The following is a 12,224-nucleotide window of genomic DNA, read 5'->3' as shown; positions in this document are numbered from 1 at the left end:
CGGGCGGACCACCAGGGCACTCTTGTCGGTTTCGGTCACCGTTGTACTCACACGAATCCCCGCTCGGTCCACGGCTGCCGCAGTCCGCGCAGCACGTGCGCGGTGTCGAGGGCGGCCACGGTCGCCTCGTATCCCTTGTCCTCCGCCGAGCCGGGCAGGCCCGAGCGGTCCAGCGCCTGCTGCTCGGTGTCACAGGTGAGCACGCCGTTGCCGACCGGAGTGCCTTCGTCAAGCGCAACCCGCGTGAGCCCGGCTGTCACCGCGTCGCACACGTACTCGAAATGCGGCGTGCCCCCGCGGATCACCACGCCCAGGGCGACGACCGCGTCGTGGTTGCGAGCCAGCGCCTGCGCCGTCACGGGCAGCTCTACTGCGCCCGCGACGCGGACGACCGTGGGCTCTTCTTCCAGCTGCGCTTCCTTCGCCGCAGCCAGCGCACGCTCCAGCAACGCGTCGGCGATCTTCGCGTGCCAGCGGGTGGTCACGACGGCCAGCCGCAACGCCTTGCAGTCGCTCAGGTCGAGCGCGGCCTCCGGCCGCCCCTCGCCGCTCATCGCTCGTTCCCCTCTTCGGCTCCCGGCCTCGTCGCGCCGACCTGGTCGTAGTGCTCCAGCTGCGCGAGGTCGTGCCCCATCCGATCCCGCTTGGTACGCAGGTACCGCAGGTTCTCCGGGTTGGGCGAGATCGGCAGCGGCACGCGTCCGCTGACCCGCAGCCCGTAACCCTCCAGGCCGACCCGCTTCGCCGGGTTGTTCGTCAGCAGCCGCATCGAACGCACGCCCAGATCGCAGAGGATCTGCGCGCCGGTGCCGTAGTCGCGCGCGTCCGCGGGCACGCCGAGGGCGAGGTTCGCGTCCACGGTGTCCGCGCCGTCGTCCTGAAGCTGGTACGCCTGCAGCTTGTGCAGCAGGCCGATGCCACGGCCCTCGTGCCCGCGGATGTACAGCACGACGCCGCGGCCCTCGTCCGCCACCGCCTGCAGCGCCGCCTCCAGCTGCGGGCCGCAGTCGCAGCGAAGCGAGCCGAACACGTCGCCGGTCAGGCATTCCGAGTGCACGCGTACGAGGATGTCCTCGCCGTCGCCGACTTCGCCGTACACGAATGCGACGTGCTCGATGCCGTCGAGCAGGCTGTCGTAGCCGACCGCGCGAAACGTGCCCGCCGCCAACGGGATCCGCGCCTCCGCGACGCGCTCCACCTGCTTCTCGGTGCGCCGCCGGTAGGCGATCAGATCGGCGATCGTGATCATCTTGAGGTCGTGGTCGGCCGCGAACACCTCCAGCTCGTCGCGACGGGCCATGTCGCCCTCGTCCTTCTGCGACACGATCTCGCAGAGCACCCCGGCCGGGTGCAGCCCGGCCAGCCGGGCGAGGTCCACGGAAGCCTCGGTGTGCCCGGGGCGGCGCAGCACGCCGCCCTCTTTCGCACGCAGCGGCACCACGTGCCCGGGGCGGCGGAAGTCCTTCGCGGTCGCCTCGGGGTCGGCGAGCAGGCGCGTGGTGTGCGCGCGGTCCGCGGCCGAGATGCCCGTGGTGATGCCGTCCGCGGCGTCGACCGTGACGCTGTACGCGGTGCCCCGCTGGTCCTGGTTGGTGTGGTACATCGGCGGCAGGTCGAGCCGGTCCGCCTCCTGCTCGGTGAGCGCGACGCACACGTACCCCGAGGTGTAGCGCACCATGAACGCCAGCAGCTCCGGCGTCGCCATCTCGGCGGCGAAGATCAGATCGCCCTCGTTCTCGCGGTCCTCGTCATCGACGACGACGACCGGGCGCCCGGCCGCGATGTCCGCGATCGCCGCTTCGATGGTGTCCACGTCGACCCCCCCTGCCACCCCGCACGGGGTCCAGCCCGCCTTCGGTTCGGCCGCTGCCTTCGTCTCGCTCACGAATGCTCCTCACCTGCTCTGGGGTCGACGTCACTCATTGTGCGCGCTCACACCCACGTATGGGGTAGTGAGCTTCTCCACGTACTTGGCGACGACGTCGACTTCCAGGTTCACCGGGTCCCCGCTCTCGCGGCGGCCGAGCGTGGTGACCTCCAGCGTGGTCGGGATGAGCGCCACCGAGAACCGGTCCGCGGACACGCTCGCCACGGTGAGCGACACCCCGTCCACCGCTATCGAGCCCTTCTCCACGACGTACCGGGAAAGGGCCGCGGGCAGCTCGAACGTGGTCAAGCCCTGCTCGTCCCGGGAGAGGAACACGCCGGTACCGTCCACGTGCCCCTGCATGATGTGCCCGCCGAGCCGTCCGCCGGCCGGCGTCGCGCGTTCGAGGTTGACCGTGTCGCCCACGGCCACCTTCGAGAGGCTGGAACGACGCAGTGTCTCGTTCACCACATCCACGGTGAACTCGCCGCCGGAGGCCGTGACGACGGTCAGGCACACCCCGCTCACCGCGATCGAGTCGCCGTGCGCGGCGTCCGAGGTGACCAGCGGGCCGCGTACGGTCAGCCGGGCCGCACCGTCCAGCTGCTCGACCGCGGTGACCTCGCCGACCTCTTCGACAATTCCCGTGAACACTGCTGCCTCCCTCACCGGCCCACCGTCCCGGTGGTCCCTCCATCCAACACCCGCCCGGCCCTAGGGTCGCGCTCAGCCCACGCGGTGGCGCGCGGCCTGCTCGCGCAGGGCGGCGACAGCGCGGCCCGGGTCGTCCGCGCCGTACACGGCGGAGCCGGCCACGAAGCAGTCGACGCCGGCTTCGGCGGCCTGCTCGATGGTGTCGGCGTTGATCCCGCCGTCGATCTCGACGATCAGCTTGAGGTGCCCCGTGTCCACGAGACGGCGAGCGGTACGCACCTTCTCCAGTACGTCCGGGATGAACGACTGCCCGCCGAAGCCCGGTTCGACCGACATCACCAGCAGCGTGTCGTAGTGCTTGAGGGTGTCCAGGTGCGCTTCGAGCGGCGTACCCGGCTTGATCGACAGGCCCGCCTTCGCGCCCGCGGCGCGCAGGTCCTTCGCCAGCTTCACCGGGTCCTTCGCGGCTTCGACGTGCACAGTCACGTTGTACGCACCGGCTTCGGCGTAGCCGATCGCCCAGCGATCCGGGTCGTCGATCATCAGGTGACAGTCGACCGGCACGTCGGTGGACTTCAGCAGGGACTGCACCACCGGCAGGCCGAGCGTCAGGTTGGGCACGAAGTGCGCGTCCATCACGTCCACGTGCACCCAGTCGGCCCGGGTCGGGCCGGGAGTGGCCACGGCCGCGATTTCCTCGCCGAGCCGGGCGAAGTCCGCGGACAGGATGCTGGGTGCGATGAGGGGGTGAGCCACGGCCCGAGTGTAGGAGTCCCCGGCTGACGGCCGTTCACCGGCCGAGCGGGCGGAAGTTCGCTTTTCGGTCTCTTGCCGCTCATCCGGAGGATCCACGCACAACAGCTGCGCCGGAACCAATGAGTGACCACCGGACCTTCCGGACGAAGAGCACTGAGGAGAGCCATGGTCCCGGCAAAGTTGGTCGAGGACCCGTGATCAGCGGAGAGAGCCGTGGCGTCCGCGTCATCATCGACGGCGCCTGCCATCTCGATCGATCACGACCGGCAGCAGGCGAAGCGGTGCTCGAGACGCGCGACCACCTCGTGGTGTGCGCCAGACCTGTCCCGGGTCCGTGAAGGGGCCCTTCACAGACTCAGAGTCCGTGAAGGGGCCCTTCACGGACCTCCGCAGTCTGCGCAGGTCCCCTCACAGGCCGCCCGCGGTCTCCAGCCAGCGCCCGGCGGTGGGCGTGAGGGTGATCGCGAGCCGCCAGCCGCGCACGAACGCGGGACGGGCCAGCTCGGCGGTGAAGCGGGTATCGAGCCCACCGCACGAGCTGGCGACCAGCCCCAGATCCGTCACGGCTTGCGCAGGACTGCGCAGAACATTGCGTCCGTACCGTGCCGATGCGGCCACAGCTGCACGTACGGCCCTTCGCCGAGCTGTGGCACGTCGGGGAAGAACGCCCGCGCGTCGAGCACCTCGGACTTCGTACGACGGGCCGTCTCCCCCACCACGCCCTCGGTCTCGGCCAGGTGCGGCGAGCACACGACGTACGTGACGACGCCGCCCGGCCGGAGCAGATCCAGCGCGGCCACGAGCAGTTCGCCCTGCAGCTTCGTGAGGTCCGCGACGTCCGACGGCTTGCGTCGCCAGCGCGCTTCGGGACGGCGCCGCAGCGCGCCGAGGCCGCTGCACGGAGCGTCGACGAGAATCCGGTCGTAACCGGGTTCGAGTTCGGACTCCCGGCCGTCGCCGATGTGGACGGTGACCGGCAGGCCCACGGTGGCGTTCTCGACCAGCCGCGCGCGGTGCGGCGCCTTCTCGAGAGCGTCGACGTGCGCGCCGCTGATCTTCGCGAGCGCACCCATCAGCGCGGCCTTACCACCGGGCCCCGCGCACAGGTCGAGCCACCGCTCGTCGGAACCTTCAAGGGGCGCCTTCGTGGCCGCGACAGCGCACAGCTGGCTGCCTTCGTCCTGGACCGCGGCCAGCCGTTCCCGGATCGGCTCGGCGTCCGCGGGGTCACCCGCGCCCGCGGGCAGCCGCACGCCGTACGGCGAGTACGGCGCCAGGTCGCCCCCGGTGATCGCGGCCAGCTCGTCGGCGCTGATCTCGCCGGGCCGGGCGACCAGGTGCACCTCGGGCCGTTCGTCGTCGGCTTCGAGCGCGGCCTTCAGCTCCGCACCCTTGTCCCCCAGCGCTTCCGCGAACGACCGGGCCACCCAGCGGGGGTGCGCGGTGCGCAGCGCGTACGCACCGATCGGGTCGGCGGACTCGTCCGGCGCCAGCTCGTCGAGCCACTGCGCCTCGTCCTTCCCGGACACGGTGCGCAGGATCGCGTTGGTGAATCCCGTTGCCCACGAACCGGCTTCCGCCCGTACGAGGTCCACAGTGGACCCCACGGCGGCGTGCTCCGGGATCCGGGTACGCAGCAGCTGGTACACGCCCAGCCGCAGCGCGTCGAGCACCACCGGATCGGTCTTCTCGATCCGACGGTCGGCGCAGGCCGCGATCACCGCGTCGAGCAACCCCTGCGCCCGCGAAGTGCCGTACGTCAGCTCCGTCGCCAACGCCGCGTCACGGCCGTTCAACCGGCGTTCGCGCAGCAGCTGCGGCAGCACCAGGTTGGCGTACGCGTCCTTCTCCCGTACTGCGCGCAGTACGTCGAACGCGACCTGCCGGGCCGGGTCGATCTCCGGCGGACGACGCGGTCCCGATTTGCGCGGCGCCGGGCGGCTCCGCTGCGGCCGGTCCGGCCTCCGCTGTCCACGTTCGTTCACCGCAGGCGCTCTCCTTCTTCGATCCGCGTTCCGCGCGCCCAGTCGGTGGCCGCCATCCGTTTCTTGCCCGCTGCCTGGACTTCGCCCAGCCGCACCGGTTTCGTCGCCGTGCCGGCCAGGACGCGCTTGCGCTCCACGACCAGCTCGCCGGGCGGCGGGCCGGGCTCGTCGAGCACGGTGACCGGTCCCAGTTTGACCCGTTCGCCGCGGAATTCCGCCCACGCGCCGGGATCCGGCGTCACCGCACGGATCTGCCGATCGACGGCCGCCGCCGGATCGGCGAAGGATACCCGCGCGTCCTCCACGGACACCTTAGGCGCGTAGCTGACGCCTTCGCCGGGCTGGGCGACCGCTTGCAGGGTCCCGTCCTCGATCCCGTCCACGGTGGACCGCAGCAGGTCCGCACCGGAGTGCGAGAGCCGCTCCAGCAGCGCGCCCGCCGTGTCGACCGGGCCGATCGCCTCGGTGACGACGCCGAACACCGGCCCGGCGTCGAGTTCCTTCACGATCCGGAAGGTGGACGCGCCGGTGATCTCGTCGCCCGCGCGGATCGCGGACTGCACCGGCGCCGCACCGCGCCACGCGGGCAGCAGCGAGAAGTGCAGGTTCACCCAGCCGTGCGCGGGAATGTCGAGCGCGGACTGGGGCAGCAGCGCCCCGTAGGCGACCACCGGGCACACGTCCGGGGCCAGCTCGCGCAGCCGCGCGAGAAAGGCCGGGTCACCCGCCTTGGCCGGGGTGAGCACCTCGATACCGTGCTCGCCGGCGAGCGCGCCGACGGGCGAGCGCAGCACCTTGCGGCCACGCCCGGCCTGGGCATCCGGGCGCGTGACGACCGCGACGACCTCGTGCCGGGACGAGTCGAGCAGAGCGCGCAGGGCGGGCACCGCGGGATCGGGGGTGCCGGCGAAGACAAGCCGCATCACCGCACCTCCGGCGGGAAAAGGGGGAATTCATGCTGGTCGGACATCAGGCATGAGTCTAGGGAGCACGGCGCGGACCGCACGGGTGAGGGTGGCGGTCGGCCGCCGGACCGGCCAGGCGCGGCGCGGCCGGGACGAGCGGGTGCCAGGATCGGGGCATGACCACGCTCAAGGAGACCCTGCACGCCGACCTGACGACCGCGATCAAGGCCCGTGACCAGCTGCGTTCGGCGACGCTCCGCCTGACCCTCGCCGCGATCGGCTACGAGGAGACCGCCGGCAAGACTGCCCGCACGCTGTCCGACGACGACGTGGTGAAGATCATCACTCGCGAAGTGAAGAAGCGCCGCGAAGCCGCCGAAGCGTTCGAGAAGGCCGGCCGCGCGGAGTCGGCTGAACACGAGCGTGCCGAAGCGGAGGTCCTGACCGCGTACCTGCCGGCGCAGCTGAGCGACGAAGAGCTGCAGTCGCTCGTGACGGCCGCGGTGGCGGAGACCGGGGCGTCCGGGATGGCGGGGATGGGTGCGGTGATGAAGGCGGTGCAGCCGAAGATCGCGGGCCGTGCGGAGGGCGCGCGCGTGGCGGCCGAGGTGCGCAGGCAGCTGGCCGGCTGAGGCCAACGACACGGAACCGGCCCGAAACGAAAAGACCCGGTTCCCGCCGCGTGCGGGACCGGGTTCCCGGGTACTCCGGAAATCGTTGCGCTGCTTACCTTTCGCCGCGATTACCGCAGCGCGGCCACGGTCAGGGTGGCGAGCCCGCCGAGTCCCCCGACCGCCATCGCGACGACGGCGAGCGAGGCCGTCGCCGCGGCCAGCTTCGTGACGAATCCGACCAGCCGCAAGGCGACCCGGATCAGCACGACGAACGCCACGATGACCAGCACGAGGATGCCCGCCGACGAGTCGGCACCGGCGGCGGCCAGGGTGCTCATCGACGGCCCCGCTGGGCGAACACGCGCTCGACGGCCGGATATTCACGATCGGCCGCGTACTCACGGTCGGCCGCGCGCCAGGCCTCGACCTCGCGGCGGATCTCCAGTGCGTGCCTGCGCTCCGAACCGAGCCGCAAGGCCCAGCGCCAGCCGAGCCCGAGCGAGATCACCGAGCCGACGCCGAGCACCAGAATCGCTTGCCCGACAAGGCCGTCCGGCGGGGCGAGCCGCACCAGCACGAGCAGCGCCCACAGGTCCGCGACGGTGCACAGGATCACCAGCGCCGCCGCGTAGACCCCGCGTCGCCAGCGAATCGGCTGCGGGGCGGGAAGAAACGGGTCCATGGCTGCCTCCCTCAGAGTGTGTACTCTCAGGATTCCCCTGTGCGGCAAAGAAATCTGTGTCAGCAGACACGTTCACCGAAACTCAGCGGGCGAGCCTGCCCAATTCGGCGAGCCGGTGGATCACGATCCGGCCACGCGCCGTGCTGAGCACCCCGCGGCCACGCAGCTCCCGGGTCACCCGTGCCCAGGATTCACGCGAAACCGCCGCCGTGGCAGCGAGTTCCGCCTGCGTACCGGGGATCGCGACGACGAGATCCTCACCCCGGCGTACCCCATGCTGAACGGCCAGCTGCATCAGCTGCGCGGCGACGCGCCGGGTGATCGTGCCGCCGCCGACATCGAGCCGCTGCCGCCCGATGTCCCGCATCCGGTCGGCCAGGACCAGCAGCAACGCCCAGGAGATCGCCGGTTCGCGGCGGCACAGCGCGGCGAATCGCGCAGCCGGCACGACGAGCGCGTCCAGCTCGTCCAGCGCGGCCACGGTCGCCGAACGCGGCCCGCCGTCAATCGCCCCCAGTTCCCCGACCACGTCCCCCGCACCGCGTACGGCGATCAGAACCTCGCGGCCGTCGGAGGTCGTGTTGCTGATCCGGACGTGCCCGGACAACAGCAGCAGCACGATCGCGGACCGGTCGCCCTCCCGGCAGACCACGTCGCCCCGGCGGTACGCGCGACGGATCGCCAGCTCGGCCACCTTGCCCTGCTCGGCGGCGCCGAGCGCAGGCCAGAATCCGGTCGTCTCCACGGGTCGCCTCCCGGGTTCGTCACGCGGTGAGCCCCGCCCGGCGCCGGCCCGGCCCAGTGGCCCCGGTCCCTTCCGCGGTCCGCAGCCAGCCCCGCATCCGCTTACCGCCCACTCGCACGTGGAAGGCGTGCGTGAACGCGGTGCGATCGATACCGGCGTACCCGTGCCGCACGACCGACCAGTGGATGGCTTCCGAAACGGCCAGCGCGAGCGGCCCCGCGGTGTTGCGCAATCGCTTGCGCAGCTCGGGCGCGTCGAGCAGCCGGCAGGCGAGGTCGACATCCTCGCCGTACGGCCCGTGCCCGTCGTAGTGGACCTCGCCGGCGTGCATCGCCACCCGGAGCCGGAAGGCCGCCTCCGGCCGGTCCGCGTTGTGCCGCGCCAGCAGTTCGGCCAGCGCGGGCACCACCCCCGCGAGCAGCACCGTCTTCGGTGCCTCGTCGACCGGCCGGACCAGGCAGAGCGCCCCGTCGCCGCGGTCCACGAAGGGGTCGCGGAACCCCTCGGTGATCCCGCCCGCCCGGAATGCCTCGTCGAGCAGGTCGAACAGGATCGCGCGCAGCTGTGCCCGGGCCGGGTTGGTCCGGGTGGTCGAGCCCTCGATGTCGACCACCAGGATCGCCCGGTGCAGCGGTACGTGCAGCACTGCGGTGTCCACGGCCCACCCCCTCTGTTCAGGTGGCTACTGAAATCTAGTAGACTTTCACAAGACAAACTATAAAGGCTCCGGTCGACGCTGAACAGAGCCACCGGCTTAAGTCCCGCCTAAAACTTCCCCTGGGCCACCTGAACTAAACAACCCCTGAAATCACCCTGTCGGCACGCGGCACACACCCCAGCCGAGCCCGAAAAACCCTGTACAATCACTGTCACTCACAGTTTAGTGAACTTCACTGAAGGGCCTGAACAGTGTCCCAGCCGAGTCCCGCCCTCGCCGGCCGCCTCCGCGCGCTGCGAAAGGAGAGCTGGCCGGGCGTCGTGATCACGCAGCGCCGGCTCGCCGACGTGTTCGGGGTGAGCAACGGGCTGCTGTCGTCGTGGGAGAACACCGCCACCCCGGTCAGCCCGCCCACCTTCCGGCTCGACGCGTACGCCACCTTCTTCGCCACCCGGCGGTCGATCGAGGGACCTGAGGACCGGCTGCTGCCGGTCGCGGAGCTGACGGAGGAGGAACGCCGCCGCCGCGAGCAGCTGCGTACGGAGCTGGCCGGGCTGCGCGGGAGCACCGACGAGCCCGGCAGCCCCGTCGCGGAGTTCGCCCCGGGCAACCTCTGGCGGTTCCCGGCGAAAGAGGACGTCGTACTCGTGGTGTCGCAGCTGCCCGAGAACCGGCGGATCGAGTACGCCGATCCGGCCAGCCCCGACTACGCCCAGCTGTTCAGCTACGCCGATCCCGACGCGCTGATCGAGCTGTACGGACACATCCGCGCCTGCAACCCCACCAACAACGTCTCGTTCCGCACCGCGAACCAGCGGGTCCCCCTGCGTCCCAAGGAGTACACCGCGCACCTCGTGCTGCTCGGCGGGGTGGACTGGAACCCGCAGACCAAGGAGCTGCTCGCGCTGATCGACGCGCCGGTACGCCAGGTCGGCCGCGGCGACGGGGACGACGACGGCTTCGGCGGCTTCGTGGTGACGCGGCCGGACGGCGCCATCGAGCACTTCAACACTCAGGTGTCCCCGGACGGCGCCGTGGTCGAGGACATCGCGCTGTTCTACCGCGGGCCGAACCCGCTCAACCGCAAACGCACCGTGACAGTGTGCAATGGCATGTACGGCCGGGGTACGCTGGGCGCCGTGCGAGCGCTGACCGATCCGCGTTTCCGCGACCGCAACCAGGAGCACCTGGACCGGCGATTCGCGGGGGTACCGTCCTTCAGCATCCTCAGCCGGGTGCCGATCTTCAACAACCAGGGGCTCACCCCCGACTGGACGCTGGCGGCCCACCGGCTGCACGAATGGCCGGAGACGAACTGACCGTGACCACGGCCGGCAGCCCGCGGGAGGACCGCGGCACCCGCCGACGCCTGCTGGCCGAAGTCGAAGCCGGAACCGTCCCCGAAGCCGATCTGGATGCCATCGTCGTACCCAACGGCCGCTCGGACCTCGTACACGCCTGCGCCGCCGCCCGGGAGACCGACGCCACCCTGCTCCTGCTGTGCAGTCACAACGGCGACGCGGCGAAGGCCGTCCGGGCCGCGACGGAGGCCGGGGTACGGGCATTCGCGATCGACACCGGGCACGTCCCGGCGGGCGTGGTGCCGGAGTTCGCCACCACCCGGCTGCTCGCCGCGCAGGACCTGCTCCACCACCCCGACACGAGTTTCAAGCGCAACCTGGGCTTGCTCGTCGCCGACCTGTCCGGCTGGGCCAGGGTGGCGTTTCTCGACGACGACATCCGCCTGCCGCGGCCCGCCGACCTGCGCGAGGCGGCCGGCCTGCTGGACCGCTACGCCGCCGTCGGCCTCGCGAATGCCGGCATGCCGGACAACTCCGTCGTCTACCACGCCTACCGCGAGTCCGGCGGGCAGCAGGACACCTTCGTCGGCGGCGGGGCGCTGGTCGTGGGACGCCGCTGTTTCAGCTCGTTCTTCCCGGACGTCTACAACGAAGACTGGTTCTTCCTGCTCGACGACGCCGGGCTACGGCCGACCGCGCTGATCGGCAGCGCGCACCAGTCGGTGTACGACCCGTACGAACCCGGGCGGGCCGAGTCCGAGGAGCTGGGCGACACGCTCGCCGAGGGGCTGTACGGCCTCCTCGACCGGGGCCTGCGCCCGGCGGACGCGACAGAGGAGTACTGGGCGGGATTCCTGGAGAGCCGCCGGGAATTCATCCGTACCGCGCTGCGGCAGGTACATGCGGCGGCGCGGCTCGACCTCGCCAAACGGCCCGGCATGATCGAATCGCTGCGTAGCGCGTTGCGCCGCAACGAGGAGAAGGTCACAGCCGCGTTGTGCACCCGGTTCCTGCAGGCGTGGCACACGGATCGGGCCACCTGGCAGGCCCATGTCGCCGAGCTGCGCGAGCGGCACGCGGACCGCGACGCCGACGAAGCGTTCCACACCCTGGGCATCGACCGGCTGGTACGGCGAAGCTGAGTCAGAGCGGCTTCACCAGCACGTGGCAGGTCTCGATCTCGAAGCTGCCGTCCGGGAGGAGGTTCTCCGCGCGGCAGGCGACCGTGCCGTGTCCCCAGTCCCGGTAGCCGAGCCGGTGGTAAAGCCGCGCTGCTTCGCCGTTGTCCGTGCGCACCGCCAGCGCGCAGCGCGCGTACCCGAGGCCCGCCAGCCGGTCCTCGGCGGCCTGGATGAGCGCCCGCCCGATCCCGCGATTCCGGTGCGCGGGAAGGACTTCCGCGTGCATCAGCAGCGGGACTCCGGGCAGGAACAGCCGGATCGGCGGCTCTTCGGCGGCTTCCAGCCAGACGTACAGATTCCCGACCGGCAGATCCGCCGACCACGCGGTGAGCAGGATCCCGAGCCCCTCCTCCTGCCGCGCGACCCGGCCGGTGAAGTACTCCTCCGCCGCGCCGAGGACGACGGCCAGCGCCGGAATATCGGCCCACCCGGCGGGACGAATCGCAGTGGCGGACGCCCGCTCGCCGGGTCGACTCCCGCGGGCACGCAGATCGGTCTTCGGCATCGTGCATCAGCGTAGGACCCACGTCGACGGCCCCCCACCGGGGGACAGGCCTGACCCGTCCGGGTGGCTCTTTTCCGGCACTTGTCACGCAAACCCACCGTGGGGTGGCTACTTCGGACACTCGTCACCCGGGATCGCGCGATCGCCAGAGAGGGTGTGCCGATAGCGGTCCGCAGCCGGTCGATCGCCGGGCGGCTTCGCTGGAACGCGTCGGTGCCGCGGCAGGAAACCGGGTCATGCCCTCGTCCGGCTTCGAGGGATTCCCTGAAGCCGGATCACATCCAGCGGGTCCAGCCGAATCCGGATCGGCTCGACGGCTTTCCGAGCGCGATCCGGATCAGCACACGCCCGGACACCATCGCCACCCGCAC

General features: G+C 71.3%; 14 protein-coding genes and 1 pseudogene. 3 read left to right on the top strand and 12 right to left on the bottom strand.

What is annotated here, in order from left to right:
• Positions 1–47: 47 nt before the first annotated feature.
• The 7 genes and pseudogenes from ribH to fmt form a co-directional block, all read right to left on the bottom strand.
• Complete coding sequence (ribH, locus tag ATK36_RS00885; RefSeq protein ID WP_098509395.1) at positions 48–554, bottom strand: 6,7-dimethyl-8-ribityllumazine synthase; 507 nt, start codon at positions 552–554, stop codon at positions 48–50.
• Positions 551–1,831 carry a bifunctional 3,4-dihydroxy-2-butanone-4-phosphate synthase/GTP cyclohydrolase II gene (locus ATK36_RS00880; protein ID WP_211291799.1) on the bottom strand — a complete coding sequence of 427 codons (1,281 nt, stop codon included), beginning with the start codon at positions 1,829–1,831 and terminating at the stop codon, positions 551–553. The genes ribH and ATK36_RS00880 overlap by 4 nt, the downstream gene beginning before the upstream one ends.
• A gap of 84 nt (positions 1,832–1,915) precedes the next feature.
• A complete protein-coding gene (locus ATK36_RS00875; protein ID WP_098509393.1) occupies positions 1,916–2,521 on the bottom strand; it encodes a riboflavin synthase in 606 nt (201 codons plus the stop codon).
• A gap of 72 nt (positions 2,522–2,593) precedes the next feature.
• Positions 2,594–3,277 (bottom strand): ribulose-phosphate 3-epimerase, encoded by a 684-nt coding sequence (gene rpe / locus ATK36_RS00870; protein ID WP_098510232.1) that lies wholly within the window; start codon positions 3,275–3,277, stop codon positions 2,594–2,596.
• Positions 3,278–3,688: 411 nt separating this feature from the next.
• Positions 3,689–3,841 (bottom strand): annotated as a pseudogene (locus ATK36_RS00865) (flavoprotein); the annotation flags it as partial.
• Positions 3,838–5,262, bottom strand: coding sequence for an RsmB/NOP family class I SAM-dependent RNA methyltransferase (locus ATK36_RS00860; protein ID WP_098509392.1), 1,425 nt, complete (start codon positions 5,260–5,262; stop codon positions 3,838–3,840). The gene ATK36_RS00860 and the pseudogene ATK36_RS00865, both read right to left, overlap by 4 nt.
• Positions 5,259–6,185, bottom strand: a complete 927-nt coding sequence (gene fmt, locus ATK36_RS00855; protein WP_098509391.1) for a methionyl-tRNA formyltransferase — start codon at positions 6,183–6,185, stop codon at positions 5,259–5,261. The genes ATK36_RS00860 and fmt overlap by 4 nt, the downstream gene beginning before the upstream one ends.
• Positions 6,186–6,343: 158 nt before the next feature.
• On the opposite strand from fmt, the gene ATK36_RS00850 reads away from it, so the two are divergent.
• Positions 6,344–6,799: a GatB/YqeY domain-containing protein gene (locus ATK36_RS00850; protein ID WP_098509390.1), complete on the top strand. Its 456-nt coding sequence runs from the start codon at positions 6,344–6,346 to the stop codon at positions 6,797–6,799.
• Positions 6,800–6,909: 110 nt separating this feature from the next.
• Here ATK36_RS00850 and ATK36_RS00845 read toward each other — a convergent pair whose 3' ends face one another.
• The 4 genes from ATK36_RS00845 to ATK36_RS00830 form a co-directional block, all read right to left on the bottom strand.
• Positions 6,910–7,119: a hypothetical protein gene (locus ATK36_RS00845; protein ID WP_098509389.1), complete on the bottom strand. Its 210-nt coding sequence runs from the start codon at positions 7,117–7,119 to the stop codon at positions 6,910–6,912.
• The gene (locus ATK36_RS00840; RefSeq protein ID WP_245914129.1) at positions 7,116–7,463 is read right to left on the bottom strand and encodes a hypothetical protein; all 348 of its coding nucleotides are present in this window, start codon (positions 7,461–7,463) and stop codon (positions 7,116–7,118) included. The genes ATK36_RS00845 and ATK36_RS00840 overlap by 4 nt, the downstream gene beginning before the upstream one ends.
• An 82-nt stretch (positions 7,464–7,545) precedes the next feature.
• Entirely contained in the window at positions 7,546–8,208 is a 663-nt protein-coding gene (locus tag ATK36_RS00835) for a Crp/Fnr family transcriptional regulator (protein ID WP_098509388.1), read from the bottom strand.
• Between the two features lie 19 nt (positions 8,209–8,227).
• Entirely contained in the window at positions 8,228–8,866 is a 639-nt protein-coding gene (locus ATK36_RS00830) for a nucleotidyl cyclase domain-containing protein (RefSeq protein WP_098509387.1), read from the bottom strand.
• A gap of 251 nt (positions 8,867–9,117) precedes the next feature.
• Between ATK36_RS00830 and ATK36_RS00825 the strand changes: the two genes are divergently transcribed.
• A complete protein-coding gene (locus ATK36_RS00825; RefSeq protein WP_098509386.1) occupies positions 9,118–10,185 on the top strand; it encodes a helix-turn-helix domain-containing protein in 1,068 nt (355 codons plus the stop codon).
• Positions 10,167–11,309, top strand: a complete 1,143-nt coding sequence (locus ATK36_RS00820; protein ID WP_098509385.1) for a hypothetical protein — start codon at positions 10,167–10,169, stop codon at positions 11,307–11,309. Before ATK36_RS00825 ends, ATK36_RS00820 begins: the two co-directional genes overlap by 19 nt.
• A 1-nt stretch (position 11,310) precedes the next feature.
• Here the strand turns inward: ATK36_RS00820 and ATK36_RS00815 are convergent, their stop codons facing one another.
• The gene (locus ATK36_RS00815) at positions 11,311–11,853 is read right to left on the bottom strand and encodes a GNAT family N-acetyltransferase (RefSeq protein WP_098509384.1); all 543 of its coding nucleotides are present in this window, start codon (positions 11,851–11,853) and stop codon (positions 11,311–11,313) included.
• Positions 11,854–12,224 lie beyond the last annotated feature (371 nt).

It is taken from the genome of Amycolatopsis sulphurea (assembly GCF_002564045.1).
GTDB lineage: Bacteria > Actinomycetota > Actinomycetes > Mycobacteriales > Pseudonocardiaceae > Amycolatopsis > Amycolatopsis sulphurea.
The sequence above is the reverse complement of the archived record's forward strand: the minus strand, read 5'-3'. Positions and strand labels throughout refer to the sequence as shown.

What these genes read in the sequence shown, in the direction of transcription:
- ribH (WP_098509395.1), bottom strand. Translation starts at nt 554, where the DNA reads ATGAGCGGCGAGGGGCGGCCGGAGGCCGCGCTCGACCTGAGCGACTGC.
- fmt (WP_098509391.1), bottom strand. Translation starts at nt 6,185, where the DNA reads ATGCGGCTTGTCTTCGCCGGCACCCCCGATCCCGCGGTGCCCGCCCTG.
- ATK36_RS00850 (WP_098509390.1), top strand. Translation starts at nt 6,344, where the DNA reads ATGACCACGCTCAAGGAGACCCTGCACGCCGACCTGACGACCGCGATC.
- ATK36_RS00845 (WP_098509389.1), bottom strand. Translation starts at nt 7,119, where the DNA reads ATGAGCACCCTGGCCGCCGCCGGTGCCGACTCGTCGGCGGGCATCCTC.
- ATK36_RS00840 (WP_245914129.1), bottom strand. Translation starts at nt 7,463, where the DNA reads ATGGACCCGTTTCTTCCCGCCCCGCAGCCGATTCGCTGGCGACGCGGG.
- ATK36_RS00820 (WP_098509385.1), top strand. Translation starts at nt 10,167, where the DNA reads ATGGCCGGAGACGAACTGACCGTGACCACGGCCGGCAGCCCGCGGGAG.
- ATK36_RS00815 (WP_098509384.1), bottom strand. Translation starts at nt 11,853, where the DNA reads ATGCCGAAGACCGATCTGCGTGCCCGCGGGAGTCGACCCGGCGAGCGG.